At 36.1% G+C, this 19740-nt stretch carries 18 protein-coding genes and 1 pseudogene; all 19 read right to left on the reverse strand.

The annotated features are described in order from the left end of the window. Nucleotides 1-101 precede the first annotated feature (101 nt). The 19 genes and pseudogenes from CW752_RS16505 to nuoD all read right to left on the reverse strand — a co-directional run bounded on the left by CW752_RS16505 (nt 102) and on the right by nuoD (nt 19705). Nucleotides 102-1394 (reverse strand): cytochrome P450 family protein, encoded by a 1293-nt coding sequence (locus CW752_RS16505; RefSeq protein ID WP_101240795.1) that lies wholly within the window; start codon nt 1392-1394, stop codon nt 102-104. Nucleotides 1395-1860: 466 nt separating this feature from the next. After that, nucleotides 1861-2982 (reverse strand): T9SS type A sorting domain-containing protein, encoded by a 1122-nt coding sequence (locus CW752_RS16510; protein WP_101240796.1) that lies wholly within the window; start codon nt 2980-2982, stop codon nt 1861-1863. Nucleotides 2983-3323: 341 nt separating this feature from the next. Beyond that, nucleotides 3324-3380 (reverse strand): hypothetical protein, encoded by a 57-nt coding sequence (locus tag CW752_RS17155; protein ID WP_410493653.1) that lies wholly within the window; start codon nt 3378-3380, stop codon nt 3324-3326. A gap of 23 nt (nt 3381-3403) precedes the next feature. Further along, entirely contained in the window at nt 3404-4603 is a 1200-nt protein-coding gene (locus CW752_RS16515; protein ID WP_117614373.1) for an SMP-30/gluconolactonase/LRE family protein, read from the reverse strand. A gap of 271 nt (nt 4604-4874) precedes the next feature. After that, a complete protein-coding gene (locus CW752_RS16520) occupies nt 4875-6254 on the reverse strand; it encodes an NADH-quinone oxidoreductase subunit N (protein WP_101240797.1) in 1380 nt (459 codons plus the stop codon). 152 nt (nt 6255-6406) lie between these two features. Continuing rightward, the gene (locus CW752_RS16525) at nt 6407-7900 is read right to left on the reverse strand and encodes a NuoM family protein (RefSeq protein WP_101240798.1); all 1494 of its coding nucleotides are present in this window, start codon (nt 7898-7900) and stop codon (nt 6407-6409) included. Between the two features lie 2 nt (nt 7901-7902). Next, nucleotides 7903-9816, reverse strand: coding sequence for an NADH-quinone oxidoreductase subunit L (nuoL, locus tag CW752_RS16530; protein ID WP_101240799.1), 1914 nt, complete (start codon nt 9814-9816; stop codon nt 7903-7905). A gap of 2 nt (nt 9817-9818) precedes the next feature. Continuing rightward, the gene (gene nuoK / locus CW752_RS16535) at nt 9819-10148 is read right to left on the reverse strand and encodes an NADH-quinone oxidoreductase subunit NuoK (RefSeq protein ID WP_050019497.1); all 330 of its coding nucleotides are present in this window, start codon (nt 10146-10148) and stop codon (nt 9819-9821) included. Between the two features lie 4 nt (nt 10149-10152). After that, nucleotides 10153-10650 (reverse strand): NADH-quinone oxidoreductase subunit J, encoded by a 498-nt coding sequence (locus CW752_RS16540; RefSeq protein WP_101240800.1) that lies wholly within the window; start codon nt 10648-10650, stop codon nt 10153-10155. After that, complete coding sequence (locus tag CW752_RS16545) at nt 10650-11207, reverse strand: NuoI/complex I 23 kDa subunit family protein (RefSeq protein ID WP_040996950.1); 558 nt, start codon at nt 11205-11207, stop codon at nt 10650-10652. The genes CW752_RS16540 and CW752_RS16545 overlap by 1 nt, the downstream gene beginning before the upstream one ends. A 72-nt stretch (nt 11208-11279) precedes the next feature. After that, nucleotides 11280-11677: pseudogene (locus tag CW752_RS16550) on the reverse strand (four helix bundle protein). An 88-nt stretch (nt 11678-11765) separates the two neighbouring features. Then, nucleotides 11766-12827: an NADH-quinone oxidoreductase subunit NuoH gene (gene nuoH / locus CW752_RS16555; protein ID WP_101240802.1), complete on the reverse strand. Its 1062-nt coding sequence runs from the start codon at nt 12825-12827 to the stop codon at nt 11766-11768. A gap of 96 nt (nt 12828-12923) precedes the next feature. Next, nucleotides 12924-13922 (reverse strand): 2Fe-2S iron-sulfur cluster-binding protein, encoded by a 999-nt coding sequence (locus CW752_RS16560; protein WP_101240803.1) that lies wholly within the window; start codon nt 13920-13922, stop codon nt 12924-12926. Between the two features lie 41 nt (nt 13923-13963). Next, entirely contained in the window at nt 13964-14836 is an 873-nt protein-coding gene (locus CW752_RS16565; RefSeq protein WP_101240804.1) for a hypothetical protein, read from the reverse strand. Then, a complete protein-coding gene (nuoF, locus tag CW752_RS16570; RefSeq protein WP_101240805.1) occupies nt 14837-16195 on the reverse strand; it encodes an NADH-quinone oxidoreductase subunit NuoF in 1359 nt (452 codons plus the stop codon). Nucleotides 16196-16197: 2 nt separating this feature from the next. Beyond that, complete coding sequence (locus tag CW752_RS16575) at nt 16198-16833, reverse strand: DUF3226 domain-containing protein (protein ID WP_101240806.1); 636 nt, start codon at nt 16831-16833, stop codon at nt 16198-16200. Beyond that, the gene (locus CW752_RS16580) at nt 16833-17858 is read right to left on the reverse strand and encodes an AAA family ATPase (RefSeq protein WP_101240807.1); all 1026 of its coding nucleotides are present in this window, start codon (nt 17856-17858) and stop codon (nt 16833-16835) included. The genes CW752_RS16575 and CW752_RS16580 overlap by 1 nt, the downstream gene beginning before the upstream one ends. A gap of 9 nt (nt 17859-17867) precedes the next feature. Continuing rightward, nucleotides 17868-18377 carry a complex I 24 kDa subunit family protein gene (nuoE, locus tag CW752_RS16585; RefSeq protein ID WP_089739359.1) on the reverse strand — a complete coding sequence of 170 codons (510 nt, stop codon included), beginning with the start codon at nt 18375-18377 and terminating at the stop codon, nt 17868-17870. Between the two features lie 104 nt (nt 18378-18481). Then, nucleotides 18482-19705, reverse strand: a complete 1224-nt coding sequence (gene nuoD / locus CW752_RS16590) for an NADH dehydrogenase (quinone) subunit D (protein ID WP_101240829.1) — start codon at nt 19703-19705, stop codon at nt 18482-18484. Between the last annotated feature and the right edge of the window lie 35 nt (nt 19706-19740).

Raw genomic sequence — 19740 nt, forward strand, 5'->3', positions numbered from 1 at the left:
GATTTTATTCCAATGTGTAGAATAGTGATTATTTATTAAATCTAAATACTGTGATTTATTTAAGATGTATGAGTGGTGTCAATGTTAAAAATCAATTGAATTTAGCCAAAAACGACCGGAAAGTTTTTTAACCCTCTTATAATAGTACTGGTGCGCCATTCCGGCATGTTTATTTCAGGATTGAATCTTAGGTTGGGTAAACGTTTTAGAATAGTATTTATTGCTATTTCGCATTCTAAACGGGCTAAAGGAGCGCCAATGCAAAAGTGGATTCCATGTCCGAAAGCTAAGTGTTTATTGCTTTTTCTTGTAATGTCAAAACGCAATGAATCATCAAATTTGGTTTCATCCTGGTTAGCTGATGAGAACAAAATTAAAATGCCATCACCTTTTTTAATGGTAGCTCCTTTCATATGAATGTCCTCAGCAGCTAATCGCATTGTGGAAGCTAGCATAGGACCGTTATATCTCAGCATTTCTTCTATGGCTGAGTGAATTAAATGTGGGTTGTTTTTTAAGAGATGTAGTTGCTCAGGGTGCGAGAGTAAAGCATGGATCCCGTTACCAATAAGATTTACGGTGGTTTCATGACCGGCAAGAATAAGCAGGTAGATCATTGAGTATAGTTCATTTTCACTCATGTGATCGTTTGTTTCTTCTAGTTTTAAAAATGCACTGATAATGTCTTCTCCGGGATTTTTTCTACGTAAGGCAAAGATTTTTTTTAAATAGGCAGTGAAAGCTTCTGAAGTCTCGTCTATCAATTGCTTGTTTTTTTCAGTGATCTGAACTTCAATTAAGATATCGGACCAATTTCTCAGCTTTTCCCGATCTTCATTAGGAAGGCCTAGTAAGTCGGCAATGATAATAATAGGAAGAGGGTAGGCGAAATCATCAATAAGGTCAAATTCTTTTTTTCTTTCAATATTGTCTATAAGTTCGTTGGTAATCTGTTGAATTTTAAGCTGTAATTCCGAAAATACTTTTTTTGTAAATACTTTCTGGGCAAAATTCCTTAATCTTGTGTGTTGAGGAGGGTCGTTGGCGAGCATGTGTAGCCTTCTGAGAATATAAGTTGGCGAATTGCGTTTTGTTTTTCCTTTGGAGGCTTCATGATTATGCCTTCGTAAATTATCCGGAGATTTTATAAATCGAGAATCGCGGAGTACGCTAACAGCGTCATCGTAGGTGGAGATTAACCAAATCGGAAAATTATCATCCAGAGTAATTTGATGAATTGAATTGGAGTTTCTGAGCTCTTGGAATTTTAATTCGGGATTGTTGGTAAAAGAGGGATCTTCAAAATTGACAATAACATGAGATTGCCTGGTATATGGGCATGTAGAGTTTGTATGGACAGGGCATGACTTCCCGTCCGTAATTGTGTTTTTCATAACGGTAATTTTAATGATTAAATGAGGGGGTTAAATCATTTAAAGTTTGATAAGTGAAATCTGTCTGAAAATAAAAGAAAAAAAATCTTGATCTTTTCTAATTCCTATTCGATATCAATCCGTTGACTGGTAATGGATTTGATAAATTTTGTCTTGTTTTTTTAAGTGCATGATTGATATTGTGTGATTGTGTATTACGAATATAGTAAAAAAGAATAAATAATTTGTGTTTTTAATATTAATAATGATTAAAATTTACGTATTGATTAATTTAAAATTAATATGTTTAATTATTTGTTTGTTTTTTATTGTGCTGTATCGTGTTGATTTTCTAAATTTTGAAATAGATATTTAACCCATAAAGAGATAGCTTTATCTTTTTGCTTAATTTTTTAATTGAACAAAAAAGAGACTGCCCTTTTGAGGCAGTCTCTGAATTTTTAAAATCTAAAAACTCTTGTTCTTCTTATTGTTTAATAAATTTTTGAGAGGTTTTTCCTTCCGTAGAAAGAATTTCAATAATATAGGTTCCCTTTGTAAGGTCATTTACATTAAGTGAATTTTTACCGTTTTTCAGGGTTGTCTCTTTTATAAATTTTCCTGAAGCGTCATACAATCTGGCATTCGCATTTTTGAGTGTAGATGTATCAATGGTTACAAAATCTCCCACCGGATTAGGGTATATATTTACTTTTTTTGTTGTATTAATTTCTGTTGTCCCAAGTGCTGGAAATGATATTTTTCGGATGCGGTGGTTACCATTGTCTGCAACATAGAGGTTTCCGGTGTTTATAATTATTCCGGAAGGTAGTTTAAATTGCGCTGCTGTACCGGATCCATCGGCATTTCCTTCTGTACTCCCTGCCACAGTGGTTACTTGTCCTTGCTGAGTTACTTTTCGGATACGGTTATTAATATGATCACTCACATAGAGATTTCCTGAAGGATCGATAGCTATTCCGTAGGGATAGTAAAATTGTGCTGTTGTACCCGATCCATCAGCGTAACCTGATGTACTTCCTGCCAAGGTGCTTACTTGTCCCTGTGGCGTTATTTTTCGGATGCGATGATTATTACTGTCTGCAACGTAGAGGTTTTCGGAAGGATCAATGGCGATTCCGGTAGGATTGTTAAACTGTGCTGCTGTTCCGAGCCCATCAACGTATCCTTGTGTACTTCCTGCGAATGTACTTACTTGTCCCTGTGGCGTTATTTTTCGGATGCGGTGATTGTCATAATCCGATACGTAGAGGTTTCCTGATCCATCGATGCATATTCCACTGGTTGAATTAAATTGTGCTGCTGTACCTATTCCATCAGCATATCCTGATGTACTTCCTGCCAAGGTGCTCACTTGTCCTTGTGGAGTTATCTTCCGGATGCGGTGGTTAGCATTATCGGATATGTAAAGGTTTCCGTTAGAATCACTGCATAGCCAGGAAGGGTTTTTAAACTGAGCTGCTGTGCCATTACCATCAGCATATCCTGATGTACTTCCTGCTATAGTTGTAACAGTCTGTGCCTGTACCGATGAATAAATAAATAGGGCCATTAGCCCAAGCGTTAATTGGGTAAAATAATTTTTCATTACATTATGTTTATGATTGTTGATGGATGAAAATTATTTTATTTTGAATATATTTCAAAATAAAAAGTGATAAAAATGATTATTTGATATAGAAATTAAATAATTAGCACGAAATGAAGATTGAAATGGTTGTTTTTGTTTTCAAATCGGTAATTTTTTAATTATTAACCAATGCATAACTTATGTAAATTATAGATGAGTTTTGCAGAAAATTCACAAAAAAATGTATTAAAATTACATAATGTGGGTTGAGAATCACTTAAATGCTACTAATGAATTTCATAAAAAAGGTCGTTTTCACAATTTGTGGAACGACCTTTATGGATAAATTTTTAATTTTACTATTGTTTGATAAATTTCTGAGAAGTTTTTCCCTCCGGAGAAAGAATTTCAATAATATAATTTCCTTTTGGAAGCTCGCTTAATTAAGGGTATTTTTACCGTTTTTCAGGGGGGGGCTTTTTATTAATTTCCCGGAAGTATCATACAATCTGGCACTGGCATTTTTGAATGGGGAGGCGTCAATTGTTACGAAGTCTCCGGCAGGATTGGGATATATTTTTACTTTCGAGGTTTTATTGGTTTCTGATATTCCTAGTGTTTGTATTGTTATTTTCCTGATGCGATTATTATATGTATCTGTCACATATATATTCCCTAAATTATCAACTGACACCCCGCTAGGACTGAAGAATTGAGCGGCAGTGCCCTGTCCATCCGCATACCCTTGTGTACTTCCTGTCAGGGTACTTACTTGCCCTTGTGGGGTAATTTTTCGGATTCGATTATTATTATCATCTGCCAAGTAAAGATTTCCTGAAGTATCAATTGCTAACCCGGTAGTACTATCAAATTTTGCTGTTGTACCCAATCCATCTGCATAACCTTTTGTACTACCTGCCAATGTAGTTACCTGTCCTTGTGGGGTGATTTTTCGGATGAGGTAATTGGCTCCATCTATTACAAAGAGATTTCCTAAAGTATCAATACACATTCCGAAAGGTTTATTAAATTTTGCTGCTATACCAATTCCATCTGCATAATCTTGTGTACTCCCCGCCAGGGTGGTTACCTGTCCTTCTGGAGTAATTTTTCGGATACGATGATTATATGTATCTGCTACATAGAGATTTCCGGAAGGATCAATGGCTAGGCCATTAGGATTATTAAACTGTGCTGCTGTACCCACTCCGTCAGCATAACCTTTTGTACTTCCTGCCAGAGTAGTTACCTGACCTTGTGGGGTAATTTTTCGGATACGGTGGTTGCTTTCATCCGCAACATAAAGATTTCCGGAAGGATCAATAGTGATATGCCTTGGATAGTAAAATTTTGCTGCTGTGCCAAGTCCGTCAGCATAGCCTTTTGTACTTCCCGCCAGGGTGGTTACTTGTCCCTGTGGGGTAATTTTTCGAATTCGATTATTAACGTAATCTACTACGTAGAGATTTCCAGAAGCATCATTGCATAATCCCTGAGGAAGGTTAAATTGCGCTGCTGTACCAAGTCCGTCGGCATAACCTTGTGTACTTCCCGCAAAGGTTGTAACGGTTTGTGCTTGTAAAGGATAATTGAGCAAAACTGTTAACCCAATCATTAATTGTGTAAAAATAGCTTTCATTAGATTTTGTTTTATAATTTTTATGGGTAATAAAATTATTTTTTTTTATAAATATTTCAAAATTAAACTTGATTAAAGTTTTAATCTGTTTGCTATTGGTGTTGTTTGTTGAAATATTGTTATTAAAATATGTTTATAATGTTATAAATCGGCATTTTTTTAATTATAAAGCAATGGCGATTTATATAAATAATAGGAAGATTTTATCGAATATTGATAAAAAAAACCTTCCAGAATTCTGAAAGGTTTTTAATATTGTATGGATAACTTTTTATAATCCGAACACTTTTGCAAACAGATCCGGGAAAACTCCAAGGATGATAATTGAAGCGATTACAAATACCGCAACAATATTGTAAGTAAGTGTTACTTTTTCTGATGATTTGAATGTTGATTCTTTAAAGAAGAACATCGCGATAATCAGTCTTAAATAGTAAGCAATAGATAGGGCAGAACCTAGAACTGCTACTAATACTAAGAAAGCTGCTCCGTTCATTGCCTGGGAGAATAAAGCAAATTTCCCCATGAAACCAGCTGTTAGCGGAACTCCTGCCATTGAAAGCATAGAAATAGCTGCTGCTGTTGCCAATAAAGGTTCTGTTTTTGCCAATCCTTTGAAAGCTCCGAAAGAAGTTTCTCTTTTTAATTTCTCTACCCAGATCAGACACATGAAAACTCCTACTGTAGATAAAGCATAAGCGAATAAATAGAACGCTAAGTTATAAGTAGAAAGACTTGTCATTCCAAAGAATACCAACCCGATGTATCCTGCGTGAGATACTGAAGAGTAAGCCAACATTCTTTTTGCATTCGTCTGAGCAAGACCCATAACGTTTGCCAATAATAAAGTAATGATTAAGAATACTCCAAGTACATTAATCCATTCGTGAGTCACTCCGGCAAATCCGATTGTCATTAATCTGAACAATGCGAAGAATCCTGAGATTTTCACAACACTCGCCATGAAAGCTGTAATTAATGAAGGTGATCCTGCATATACATCAGGGCTCCACATGTGGAAAGGTGCTAATGCAACTTTAAATGCCAATGCACAAAGGATAAGCAATACTCCTAAGATGAACATTACGTTCGAAGCGTTTGCTACTCCAAAGTCGTGGATCTTATATAAATCAAAGCTTCCTGCACTTCCGTAGATGAACGCGATTCCGAAAAGTAAGAAACCTGTCGCGAATGCACCCATTAAGAAATATTTAATTGAAGCTTCGTTTGATCTCAGATCAGTTTTGTTGGCACCAGCCATTACATATAAAGGAATAGAAAGGATTTCAACACCCAAGAACATTGTTACCAGGTTCTGGTATCCGAAAAGAACAATTCCTCCCACTAATGCAAATAGCATCAATGCATATAATTCTGATTGGTGGCTTCTGTGGTTGCTGAACGCAAAACCTCCAAGGAAAAATAACAATAAGGTTGTTACAATTGATATTTTGGTAAATAATGCGGCATTAGCACTGTACTCATACATATGTTTGTAATGATCGAAAAACGAGCATTCAGGCATGAAACTTACGTACAATGCAATGATTAAACCCAAAATCCCAATGTATCTTGCGAATTTTCCTTGTTCAAAAACTCCTGAAAATAACGCAATAACTGCCGTTAGGAAAACAATAATTAAAACACTCATAATATAGATTTGAGATGTGAGATTTGAAGTTTAAAGTTTCTGGTTCAGAGTTAAAAGTTTCCGGTTCAAAAGTTCCAGTCTCTTATCTCTTCGTCTTTTATCTTTATTCTCTCTAATCTCTTATTTTTTTAATTTTTAAATCTTTTAATTTTTTAGTTAGCCATCGCTGTGTAGATAAACTTCACTGAACTACTCACCATATCGATTACCGGTTGTGGGAAAATACCAAGTAAGATCACAAAAACCGCGATACTAGCCAATACAGAGAATTCTACACCAGATAAATCTTTTGCTGTGCTTAAAACTTCTGCATTTCCTTCTCCAAACATTGCTTTTCCGTAGAATCTCAATAAGTACACCGCACAAAGAATTACCGTAAGACCAGCAATTACTGCTGCTGTTCCGTTGAAATCATATACTGATTTTAACAGGATAAATTCTCCGATGAATCCATTCGTCAATGGAACTCCCATTGAACCTAATACAATAATCAGGAACAACACTGCAAATTTAGGCGCTACTTTAGCTAAACCACCCATTTGTCTGATGTCTCTTGATTTAAATCTCTTGTATAAAATATCACAACAGTAGAATAACCCTACCACGTTAATACCGTGAGCGAATGTCTGTACCAATGCTCCTTCAGCTCCTTCTACATTGAAAGTTCCTCTTAAAGTAACCACTGCAGAAGCAAAGATCCCTGCTACCATCAATCCTACGTGAGAAAAAGATGAATAAGCGATGATTCTCTTCATATCCGTCTGGATGATCGCGATCAAAGCTCCGTGAACAATTCCCACAATAGCAAGGATGATTACAATCTGTCCGGAAATTCCTGCAATCGGAAGCGGAGTGATTGGAAGTAAATAACGCATTACCCCATACACCGCCATTTTAAGCATGATACCGGATAACAACATCGATCCCTGAGTAGGAGAGTAGGTATACGTATCAGGCTGCCATGTATGGAAAGGGAATACCGGTAATTTCACTGCAAAAGCAAAGAAAATGAACCAGAATACCACAGTCTGTTGCGTTTCGTTCAGTTGCGCATTGTATAGATCCGTTAAAGCGAATGATGCAGAGTGGTTGTACACATAGATCAATCCGGCTAACATAAATAAAGATCCAACGAATGTATATACGAAGAATTTCGTAGTGAATTCAAACCTTTTATTCTCTTGTCCCCAAAGTCCGGCAATAAACCAAATTGGAATCAAAGTTACTTCCCAGAAAATGTAGAACAATAATCCGTCTAAAGAAGTAAATACTCCCACAAGACCGAATTGCATCAACAGAATCAAGCCGTAGAATGTATTTCTGTAGTTTACACTTTCATTGAAAGAAGATAAAATAATGATCGGCGCCAGAATGTTGGTCAACAATAAAAGAAGCATGCTCATCCCATCGATACCGAAGTGAAGAGAGCTCTTCATAAATTGTGACCAAGGGTAATTGATCTCATGCTGCAATACGCTGTCTACCGTCGGAGTAAAATCAAAATCCGAAAGGATGTAAAACGTAAGAAGCATTTGAACCAATGCAATTCCCAGTGCCAAATATTTGCTGGAATTACTCTTCCATGCAAAAACTAATCCCGAACCTACTAGAGGTAATAGTAATAATGTTAATAATAAACAAGACATTATTATTGTAATAAAAAGTTAACAATTAATATAATTCCCACAGCTAAAGACATGATAAGAATATACGTCTCTACATTTCCGTTTTGTACGCGCTTCATAGCTTTTCCGCTATCTTCAGCACCATCACCTACAAAGTTTACAAAACGATCCAAGATACCCTTATCAAACATTTTTCCTCCGCGTCCTAATCCTTCAACAGTTTTTACAATCAATGCGTTGTAAAGTTCGTCAACATATAATTTTTTAGCAGAAAGCTTTTCCCATCCGGTATAGTTTTCTTCTGCAACAGCCATTTTCTTCTTCGCTACGTAAGTATTTCTAACGATAAACCATACAGAGAAGAACATAATTACTGTCGCTGCTAATAAGATCATTTCAGTATTGAAATCTACTCCTGAAAGAGTAGCTTCCATCTGGCTGTAGCTTTGTTCCGTAAGAACTGGTTTTAACCATTCCATCAGTTTAGCATAGTGCCCGTGACCGATGAAGTGTGGCAAGTTGATGAAACCTCCGATTACAGAAAGGATAGCCAATACGATCAATGGTAATGTCATATTAGACGGGCTTTCATGTAAGTGGTGTTTTTGCTCTTCAGTACCTCTGAACTCTCCGTGGAAAGTCAGGTAGTATAATCTGAACATATACGTTGCAGTCATTGCCGCTAAAACAAATAAGATTACCCAATACATTGGGTTTTTAGCGAAAGCTGCTACTAAAATTTCGTCTTTAGAGATCATCCCTGATAATAAAGGGAAACCTGAGATGGCTAATGTTCCGATAAGGAATGTAGCGTGGGTAAGAGGAATATATTTTTTAAGACCTCCCATGAAACGCATATCCTGCTCGTTGCTCATTGCGTGGATTACAGAACCTGCTGCTAAGAATAATAAAGCTTTAAAGAAAGCGTGCGTCATTACGTGGAACATCGCTGTTGTATACGCTCCAAGTCCCAAAGCGATGAACATAAATCCAAGCTGTGAAACGGTAGAGTATGCCAATACTTTTTTGATGTCGTTTTGACGAAGCGCATAGAATCCTGCTAAAGCCGCCGTTAAGAATCCGATGAATAAAATTACTCCCTGTACAGTAGGTGCTAAAGTAAATAAGAAGTTAGATCTTACTACTAAATAGATTCCCGCTGTTACCATCGTTGCCGCGTGAATTAACGCAGAAACAGGAGTTGGCCCGGCCATCGCATCCGGTAACCAAGTATATAATGGAACCTGAGCCGATTTACCGGTAGCACCGATGAATAAACTCGCTGTGATAAAGATAATCACTGTTCCGTCTAATTCAAATTTTGAAGCGTTTTCTGCTACAGAAAGATAATCTACAGCATTGGTTTGAGAAGCGATCATAAAGATACCGATCAATAATGCCAAGTCACCAATTCTGTTCATGATGAAAGCTTTTCTTGCTGCCTTACCGTATTCTTCGTTGGTATACCAGAATCCGATCAACAGGTAAGAACAAAGACCTACACCTTCCCATCCGATGAATAAGATAAGATAGTTGCTTCCCATTACTAACAATAACATGGAGAAGATGAAAAGATTCAGATAAGTAAAGAACTTATAGAATCCTTTATCATGACTCATATATCCGATAGAGTATAAGTGGATCAGTGAACCGATACCCGTAATAATCATCACCATCATTAAAGACAGCTGATCGATCTGGAATCCAAAATTGATCTGAACTCCGTTTACTCTAAACCATTCAAAAGCTTTTACGATTACAGGCTGGCTTTCAGAATTGAAATTCATGAAAAGACTTACAGCAATACAGAATGATCCGAAAACCATTGCTGTAGCCAAAGAACCAACTACTATTTTTGGAAGATTTTTTCCGAATAAACCGTTTATAAGAAACCCTAAAAGTGGTAAAAGTACTATTGCATATACTAGATTCTCCATTCTTATCCTCTTAATTTATTAAATATACTCACATCTACAGAACGGGTATTTCTATACAGCATAGCAATAATTGCCAGACCTACCGCTACTTCCGCAGCAGCTACCACCATAATGAAGAAAACTAAAAGTTGTCCGTCGCCGTTGCCTTTGTATGCTGAAAAAGCTGCCAACAAAAGGTTTACAGAATTTAGCATAAGCTCTACACAGCCCAGAATCACAATAGCATTTTTTCTAAGCAAAACTCCCATCACTCCTAAACTGAACAATACTGAACAAAGGATGATGAAGTAATCCAAAGGGATGCTTTGTATAAATGTATTTACTTCTCCCATAATTTTATAAATCTTTTTTACCGATTAATACCGCGCCTACAATCCCTGCTAAAATCAGGATGGAAGCAAGCTCAAACGGTAAAACATATTCATTAAACAAAAGTCTACCCAGGTTCTTCGTAAGACCAACACTTCTGTCTACATTCTCAACAACAATGTGGTTTTGCTGAACTCCTCTGAATACTCCTAAAACTCCTACCAAAAGAAGACCTGCAGTAAAAACTCCAATAAATTTTAAAGTATTACCCTTCTTACTTTCGTCTGCTTTATTAAGGTTAAGCATCATTAAGATGTAGAGGAAAAGTACCATGATGGCACCTGCGTACACTATAATCTGGATGATTGCTAAGAACTGTGCATTCAGAAGAATATACATTCCTGCAATTGAAAACATCGTAACAATTAATGACAAAATAGCATATAAAGGATTTCTTGCAAATACAAAATACACTGCACTTGCCACTGCTAAAAACGCCACCAAGAAAAATAAAAACTGATCCATTATTTTACCGCATTTTTTTGTTTCTCGGATTGTCTTGTCGTGATGTCAATCCTTTCATTTATTTTTTCAACTAATTTATCTTTTCCGTAAATGAAAGAACCTCTGTTGGTTTCTACGTCTACCAATCTGTCAGTAAGATAGATTGCAGATTTAGGACAAGCCTCTTCACACATCCCACAGAAAATACATCTTAGCATATTGATTTCATATACTGAAGCGTACTTTTCTTCTCTGTAAAGACCTTTTTCCTCTTTAGTTCTTTCAGCAGCAGTCATTGTAATGGCTTCTGCAGGACAAGCTACCGCACAAAGTCCGCAAGCTGTACATCTTTCTCTGCCTTCCTCGTCTCTTTTTAAAACGTGCTGACCTCTCCAGATGGTAGTTCTTGGCTTCTGTACTTCCGGATACGAATATACTGCGGGAGCACCTTTTATCACGGTTCTTACAGCATGCTTAAATGTAATCCCCATCCCTGTAAAGATTGCAGGAAGGTAGATTTTTTCAGCAAGGGTCATTTCTTTATTGGAAACAACTTTTGATCTGTTAGTTAATTTCATTATATAATTTGAAATTTGAAGTTTGAGATTTGAAATTCATTAGTGAGATTTTATCTCTCAAACCCTTAATTATTAATTATTATTTCTTTTAAATTTATTTCCGTTGTGGTCTGTCATCTTCAAATAATTTATAAATCCTGACAGCTTTTTAGACAAAGATATTGTTTGGCTTTTTAAAAAATTAAAATTTCTTCATCTAAATAATTTCGGTCAAAAGCTCTGATTAATTGGGAGCGTACTTCTCCTGCAGAACCTTTAGACATGGTAAGAAAGTTTATAAATTCTTTATTACCCTCTCTTTCAAACCCTTCGGCTATATTATCCATGATTGATGCAGATGACCTGTCAATCTGGTTTTTATCGTGGTTTAGAAATTTTGGATTCAACAAACATTCTTTCTGAATCAATTGGCAAAGACTTCTCGACTGCTGCCATATTTCTAAATCTTCAAAATTATTTATCGTTGCCATGTATTTGATATTTGAAATTAATACTCTTAAAATTACTAATTTAAAGTCAATTCGTTGAATCTCAAATTTCAAACATCAAATCTCAAATTTACTGGAACGCTAGAATTACAGCTCCTGTAATTAATAGGTTTACCAATGCCATTGGGATTAATGTTTTCCATCCTAAGTGCATTAACTGGTCATATCTGAATCTTGGAAGCGTCCATCTGATCCACATGAAGATCAAGATTCCGATTACCGTTTTCGTCAAGAATGCTACGATACTCAAGATTCCTGCAGTATTTTCACCCCAGTTCTGAGTTACCCATTCAATACCAGGATAGTTATACCCTCCGAAGAAAAGAACTACCATGAAAGCATTAGAGATAAACATGTTCACGTATTCTCCGAACATATACAACCCTAACTTCATGGAAGAATATTCTGTAGAGTATCCTGTTACCAATTCAGATTCACACTCAGGTAAATCGAACGGGTGTCTGTTTGTTTCTGCTAAAGCGGCTACAAAGAATACAAGGAAAGCGATTGGCTGGTAGAAAATATTCCAGTTCATACCCGAAACCCAAGGAATGATTCCCCATAGCTTACCATGAGTCTGGTTTTCAGTGATAACTTTTAAATCTAAACTCCCTGACATCATGATGATAGAAAGAAGTGCCAATCCCATTGCCAATTCATAAGAAATCATCTGAGAAGAAGCACGAATAGCACCTAATAATGAATATTTGTTGTTCGAAGCCCAACCTCCGATCATAATTCCATACACCCCGATGGAAGCCATTCCGATGATGAAAAGTACACCAACGTCAATATTAGCCACCTGAAGATCAAAAGAAGTACCTGCAATATTTAAACTTTTACCCCAAGGAATAACGGCCCCGGTGATTAGTGAAATAAACATTACTAAAGCCGGTCCCAATACGAAAAGGAATTTTTCAGCATTAGCAGGCGTAAAGTCTTCCTTAAAGAAGAATTTACCACCGTCAGCAAGAGGTTGCAGTAATCCGAAAGGTCCGGCTCTGTTAGGACCAATTCTATCCTGCATGATAGAGGCAACTTTTCTTTCTGCCCAGGTAGAGTAGGCTGCAATCGTTAACGAAAGCAGGAAAAGTGCTAGTACAAGTATAAGTTTAAATGTAAGTAAATCCATTTTTGTTTTAAAGATTTTTAGATGTGAGATGTCAGATACTAGATATGAGGTTAAGTCTGATGTCTTGTGTCTGAAATCTAATTGTCTTTATTAAAATTATTTTTCGTCTTTTTCACTGATTTCCTTAGCCATCGGATTGTCTAAAACTCTTAGCTCGTCTTTTGGCTTTTCGTAGTGGTTCAATGAAATTACAGAATGTCTGTCGATGTGTCTAGGACCTTCGATGTTCCAGTCTGATAATGCTTTTCTTTCGAAACGGCATGTATCACAAATGAATTCTTCAACTTCACCCCACTGGTCTTTTCTTGCCGTTACTCTTACGATTTCTTCACCTTTCATCCATACTACAGCTTTTCCGGAACATTTATCACATTTGCAAGAAGCATTCATTGGTTTTGTAAACCATACTCTGCTGGCAAAACGAGCAGTTCTGTCCGTTAATGCTCCTACAGGGCAAACATCGATAACGTTTCCGATGAAGTCATTGTCTAAAGCTTTATTTAAATAGGTTGAAATTTCAGCGTGATCTCCTCTGAAAAGGATACCATGCTCTCTTTCACCTGTCAATTGATTAGCCGCTAATACACATCTGGCACAAAGAATACAACGGTTCATGTTCAATTTGATGTGTGGTCCAAGATCATCAGCTTCGTAAGTATTTCTTTCGAATTCTGTTCTTGTACTTTCTACACCATGCTCATATCCTAAGTCCTGAAGGTGGCATTCTCCTGCCTGATCACAGATAGGGCAGTCCAGCGGGTGATTTACCAATAAAAATTCGGTCACCGCTTTTCTTCCTTCCTGAGCTTTCTCAGAAGTAAGGTTTTTAACTTCCATACCGTCCATAACGTTCGTTCTGCAACTTGCTACCAATTTCGGCATAGGACGCGGATCAGCTTCAGATCCTTTAGAAACTTCCACAAGACAAGTTCTGCATCTTCCTCCACTGGTCTCTAATTTGCTATAGTAACACATAGCAGGAGGTACAGATTTTCCACCGATTTGTCTTGCCGCTTCCAAAATAGAAGTACCAGGCAAAACTTCGGTAGTCTGGCCGTCTATAGTTATTTTGAATTTTTTAACTTCTTCGCTCATATGATATGCTTTAAGCTTTATGCATTAAGCAATAGGCTTTGTTATTTATATTTTTTCGTATTAAATGTATATCCAATTCCTGCAAGAATTTGTCCGAAAACAAAATCCTGTTGGGCTTTGTCAGGCTTGTTGTTCAATGTAGTCTTAATGTCCCACATATTGATATAACCGGCTTTTCCTTCTAATCTTACCATTACATGATCCCACAAAACTAAGTTAAGACTGGCTCTTACATCAGTTCCAAGGCCTGCTACGTGGAAACGGTCACTTCTTTCATTACCAAAAAGTTTTACATTACTTTTCGGGAACATAAATCCGATACCGGCTCCGTAAGACCAAACCAAATCAACATTTTTCTTATTGATAAGACTTTGATATTTTTCAAGACCCAAGTTTTCATAATTAAGCCCGTCTGTATGTTCAAAAGTAAGGAACTTCTCATCTGCCAGGTTTACCTGTCCGTTTTGAACCATTGCTGCATATTGAGGATCTGAAATATGACCTTTGAAGCCTACAGTCTGGTTCTGATCCATCACATATTTCATGTGGTCAATTCCAAGAACAAGTGCCAAATTATCTTTGATAAAATAACCCGCTCTGAAGTTATACTGTACAACGGTAAACCATCCCGGATTGATATAAACAATACCAAATTTGGTAGGTCTGTCCTGTGCCGTTACATTATTCAGCTGAAAATCGTAACCATTTCCTGAGAAACGGATATCAGAATTACTAAATATAGCTCTGTTCCATCCAAAGAAAACGAACATTTGTCCTTTTTTGCTTAAAGGTTCCGGTTTTTTAGAAACAGGAGTTTTAAACAGATCTGCATTATTTTCTACTAATAAAGAATCTTTCTTTTGTCCGAAAACAAAACTCGACATCATTAAGCCGACAACCAATAACTTTTTCATCTATGCATTTTTTTCAACAGCCGGAATAGGATCTGCATAATGTGCTAATCCATAATTTTGAGTTTGAGACAACTCAGGGTTTTTCACGTGCCATTCAAATTCATCTCTGAAATGACGTATGGCTGCTGCAACCGGCCAAGCTGCGGCATCACCTAATGGACAGATCGTATTTCCTTCGATTTTTCTCTGGATATCCCAAAGTAGATCGATATCTTCCATTTTTCCTTCTCCTTTCTCGATTTTTTTCAAAATCTTGTACATCCATCCTGTACCTTCACGGCACGGAGTACATTGCCCGCAACTTTCATGGTTATAGAATCTTGCTAAAGTCATCGTGTGTTCTACAATACACTGGTCTTCATCCAAAACGATGAAACCTCCTGAACCCATCATGGTTCCGGTAGCAAAACCACCGTCAGCCAATGATTCATAGTTCATATATCTTGGCTCTCCGTTTACGGTTCTCAACAATAAGTTTGCTGGAACAATCGGAACAGAACTTCCTCCAGGAATACAAGCCTTTAATTTTTTACCATCTTTAATACCACCGCAATATTCATCAGAATAGATGAATTCTTCTACTGTAATGGTCATATCAATTTCGTATACCCCCGGTTTGTTGATGTTTCCACAAGCAGAAATTAATTTTGTACCTGTTGATCTTCCAACTCCGATTTTTGCATACTCAGCACCTGTAATATCAATGATTGGAACAATTGCTGCAATAGACTCAACGTTGTTTACCACCGTTGGTCTCTCCCAAAGACCTTTTACAGCCGGGAATGGCGGTTTTAATCTTGGGTTACCTCTTTTTCCTTCAAGGGATTCAAGCAATGCAGTTTCTTCACCACAGATGTATGCTCCACCACCTCTCTGTACATAGATTTCAAGATCGAAACCTGTTCCTAAAATATTTTTACCTAAAAATCCTGCTGCTTTAGCTTCTTCAATTGCTTCTTCAAGGATATCCGGAATCCATGAATATTCTCCACGGATGTAGATATAAGAAGTGTTAGAACCTAAACAGTACGATGAAATTAGCATTCCTTCAATCAATAGGTGAGGAAGGAACTCCATCAGATATCTGTCCTTGAATGTTCCAGGCTCAGATTCATCTGCATTGACCACAAGGTGTCTTGGAACGCCTTCCGGTTTTGCCAAAAAGCTCCATTTCATCCCTGTAGGGAATCCAGCTCCACCACGACCTCTTAATCCTGAAGCTTTTACTTCTTCAAGAATTTCGTCAGGAGTCATTTTCAAGGCTTTTTCAGCTGCAGTATAACCTCCCTGTTTACGGTAAGTTTCAAAGTAGCGGATACCTTCTATATGTGCGTCTTTAAGTAAAAGTTTTTTACTCATTACTAATTATTAAATAAATTATCTTCTATAAACTTTAGTAGTTTATCTAAATTTTCGTTTTTATCTCTTTCAAATTCCCAAATACCATTATCATCATATTGGTATTTTGAAGAAGATTTATAATCCCATTTTTCACTCCTGTGTTCCTTAAATAAATCTATTTTAGAAAACAAAAATGCTTTTTGAGCAGGTAAATTAATTTTATCAACATTTGATGCTTTAGTACATTCAATCATGGTATTCCAACAACTATCAAAGAAATTAAATTCTTCTTTCAAACAAGTATTTAGAAGATCTTCTAAGAGACCTTCGTTTTGATCGTCAAATGGTAGAAGAAATATGGATAATTGAATATTTAAGCCATTACCTACTGCTTGATATTCATCTAATCTTTTTTCTCTTCCTCCTTTTGAAACAGAATTATTAAAATCGGTGTCAAATATTATCAAATTTTTTGCTCCTTCAGAACGTCTTCTCTCGTTAATCAGTAAAGGATTATCTTTCAATTTGTCTTTACCTTTAACATCTATAACTAATTCCGGATCGCTAATCCCAAAGAATTGCAAAAGTAGAAAATCTATAAAATTTTTATCAGATTCTCCTTCTACAAATATTTTATTTAGGCTATATTCTTTCATTATGCTCTTAGCTCAATATTTGAATATAGTCCAGCTTCTATATTTTCAAAATTATAGGTTGTACTATAAATTTTATCTTGCTCTCCTTCTTGTAGGCTAATTAATCTTATATCTCTTTGTTCATTTAATTGCTTACTTGCTTCGTAAAATGCCTGAATACATTCGTTAGAATGAGTCGTAGCAAATATTTGTACATCTAATTCAGTACAAATTTTCAAAATATTTATCCAAAAATCTTTCTGTCTCGAATAATGAATACCAGTCTCTATTTCGTCAATCATTATTCTCTTCCCTTTTAATGAAAGAACCTTTAAAGCTATATAGAAAATTCTTTTAAAACCATCACCAAGGTAATTTACAGGAACAAACTCATCTTTGTCTTTAAAGCTTAAAAGAAATACATTTTCTAAATCATCAAAATTTTGACGAAGTTCAACATCCATAATATTATCATCGATAACTTGTAATGTTTTAACTAAATTTTCCTTATCACTTTTAGTTTTAATATTGTAATAAAGCTGAAAAATATCTTTTTCATAAGTTGAGTTAAAGGCAATAAAAGAAAAATTGAAATCTTTTTTATCGTTTAAAACATAGTTTTGTATAATCTTATAAAATGATTTACTATATAAAGACAACCAACGATCTCCTTTATTATCGATTATAATTCTATCGGTTAAATCTTCATTAAAATAAAAAGAAATAGCTTCTTTATTATTTTTTAAAAAATTCTTCTTAAATAAACTATAATATTTGTTAGCAAGAACCTCATTACTTCTAAAATCGGACTTAATTAATTCATTTGAATTTTCAATTTTTATTAAACTTCTTTTCTCCAAAATATTAATCCAATTATCTAATAAAACTGAATCATCTGAATTAATCAAAAGAGATTCAAGAAAACAAGTTTTTCCAACATTATTATCACCAACAATTAAATTAAATTGACCAATATCCTTTATTTCAAGAGAGTCAAACTTCTTGAAATTTTCTACTTTAAAATATGTAAGATGTTGGTTCTCCATATAATTATATTAGTCTAAAGCAAGTTGTCCCTGTCTGCACAGCTCAAGGATTTCGTCTACTTTTTCTATCGTTAAATTTTCATGAAAGAACTTACCTAACTGTAACATTGGGGCATAACCACATGCTCCAAGACATTCAGCTGGTTTTAAAGTGAACATACCATCTTCAGTAGTTTCTCCGTCCTTAATGTTCAGTTTCGTTCTGATATGATCAAGGATTTTTTCGCTTCCACAAACCATACAAGGCCCTGTTCTGCAAACTTCCAAAACATATTTACCCACCGGCTTCATATTGAACATGGTATAGAAAGTAGCCACTTCGTATACTTCGATCGGTTTGATACTTAATAGTCCGGCAACATAATCCATCACAGGAACGTCTAACCATCCTCCGAATTCTTTTTGTGCCAGGTGAAGTACAGGAAGAAGAGCAGATTTCTGTCTTCCTTCAGGATATCTTGCGATAATTTTGTGTACCTGTGCTAAACTTTCCGGTTTAAAAGCTATTGTTTCGCTCATTTTTTATCTAAGATTTCAGATGCCAGATTTCAGACATCAGATTTTAAATTTATATATAAAGCGAAGAGTCTAACATCTGAAATCTGATGTCTGACATCTTCTTTTTATGCGTCTAATTCTCCCGCAATAATATTCATACTACACATCGTTACAATGGCGTCCGAAATCACAGAACCTGTAATCATTTCAGGATATGCCTGATAGTAGATGAAACAAGGTCTTCTGAAGTGAAGTCTGTAAGGACTTCTTCCTCCGTCACTCACAAGATAGAAACCTAATTCTCCGTTTCCACCTTCTACTGCATGGTAAACTTCTCCTTTCGGTACATCGGTTTCGCCCATTACAATTTTGAAGTGATAAATCAAAGCTTCCATTTTTTGATATACATCTGCCTTTTCAGGAAGATAGAAATCAGGAACATCCGCATGGAATGGTCCTTCCGGAAGATTTTCGTATGCTTGTTTGATTATTTTAATGGATTCCCAGATTTCCTGTTGACGAACCATGAAACGGTCGTAAGTGTCTCCTGAAGTTCCTACAGGAATAATGAAGTCGAAATCTTCGTATGAGGAATAAGGTTGTGCAACTCTCACATCGTAATCTACACCTGCTGCACGTAAGTTAGGACCAGTGAAACCATAACTTAAAGCTCTTTCAGCAGAAATAGCTCCAGTACCGATGGTTCTGTCCATGAAAATTCTGTTTCTCTCTAAAAGTGTACAGAATTCTTTAAATCTACCAGGGAATGTTTTTAAGAAATCCTGTAATAACTCATGGAACTTAGGAGTGAAATCTCTTTCAAATCCTCCGATTCTTCCCATGTTAGTTGTCATCCTCGCCCCGCAGATCTGCTCATACATATCATAAATACGTTCTCTTTCGATAAACATATAAGTAAGACCTGTAATTGCTCCTGAGTCCATCCCGGTAACCCCGTTACAGATCAGGTGGTCACCGATTCTTGCAAGCTCCATCAGGATAACACGCATATAGTCTACACGCTTTGGAACTTTAACGCCAATCAGCTTTTCCACTGTCATATGCCAACCAAGGTTATTGATGGGTGCAGAACAGTAATTCATACGGTCAGTAAGGGTAGTGATCTGAGAGTAATTTCTTCTTTCAGAAATTTTTTCAAATGCTCTGTGGATATATCCAACCGTTTGCTCAGCATGAAGGATTCTTTCTCCGTCCATCGTTAAGATATTCTGGAAAATCCCGTGAGTAGCAGGGTGGGTAGGTCCTAGATTCAGGGTATATAATTGTCCGTCAATCTGTTCCTTACTTTCGTACTGGTTTAGTATATTAGATAATGAGTTATCTTTCATAATATATTTAGATTTGAGATTTGAAATTTGAATGG

The organism is Chryseobacterium sp. PMSZPI (assembly GCF_002835665.1).
GTDB lineage: Bacteria > Bacteroidota > Bacteroidia > Flavobacteriales > Weeksellaceae > Chryseobacterium.

Coding starts and splice junctions, on each gene's coding strand:
- CW752_RS16505 (WP_101240795.1), bottom strand. CDS start 1,394: ATGAAAAACACAATTACGGACGGGAAGTCATGCCCTGTCCATACAAAC.
- CW752_RS16510 (WP_101240796.1), bottom strand. CDS start 2,982: ATGAAAAATTATTTTACCCAATTAACGCTTGGGCTAATGGCCCTATTT.
- CW752_RS16515 (WP_117614373.1), bottom strand. CDS start 4,603: ATGAAAGCTATTTTTACACAATTAATGATTGGGTTAACAGTTTTGCTC.
- CW752_RS16520 (WP_101240797.1), bottom strand. CDS start 6,254: ATGAGTGTTTTAATTATTGTTTTCCTAACGGCAGTTATTGCGTTATTT.
- CW752_RS16525 (WP_101240798.1), bottom strand. CDS start 7,900: ATGTCTTGTTTATTATTAACATTATTACTATTACCTCTAGTAGGTTCG.
- nuoL (WP_101240799.1), bottom strand. CDS start 9,816: ATGGAGAATCTAGTATATGCAATAGTACTTTTACCACTTTTAGGGTTT.
- nuoK (WP_050019497.1), bottom strand. CDS start 10,148: ATGGGAGAAGTAAATACATTTATACAAAGCATCCCTTTGGATTACTTC.
- CW752_RS16540 (WP_101240800.1), bottom strand. CDS start 10,650: ATGGATCAGTTTTTATTTTTCTTGGTGGCGTTTTTAGCAGTGGCAAGT.
- CW752_RS16545 (WP_040996950.1), bottom strand. CDS start 11,207: ATGAAATTAACTAACAGATCAAAAGTTGTTTCCAATAAAGAAATGACC.
- nuoH (WP_101240802.1), bottom strand. CDS start 12,827: ATGGATTTACTTACATTTAAACTTATACTTGTACTAGCACTTTTCCTG.
- CW752_RS16560 (WP_101240803.1), bottom strand. CDS start 13,922: ATGAGCGAAGAAGTTAAAAAATTCAAAATAACTATAGACGGCCAGACT.
- CW752_RS16565 (WP_101240804.1), bottom strand. CDS start 14,836: ATGAAAAAGTTATTGGTTGTCGGCTTAATGATGTCGAGTTTTGTTTTC.
- nuoF (WP_101240805.1), bottom strand. CDS start 16,195: ATGAGTAAAAAACTTTTACTTAAAGACGCACATATAGAAGGTATCCGC.
- CW752_RS16575 (WP_101240806.1), bottom strand. CDS start 16,833: ATGAAAGAATATAGCCTAAATAAAATATTTGTAGAAGGAGAATCTGAT.
- CW752_RS16580 (WP_101240807.1), bottom strand. CDS start 17,858: ATGGAGAACCAACATCTTACATATTTTAAAGTAGAAAATTTCAAGAAG.
- nuoE (WP_089739359.1), bottom strand. CDS start 18,377: ATGAGCGAAACAATAGCTTTTAAACCGGAAAGTTTAGCACAGGTACAC.
- nuoD (WP_101240829.1), bottom strand. CDS start 19,705: ATGAAAGATAACTCATTATCTAATATACTAAACCAGTACGAAAGTAAG.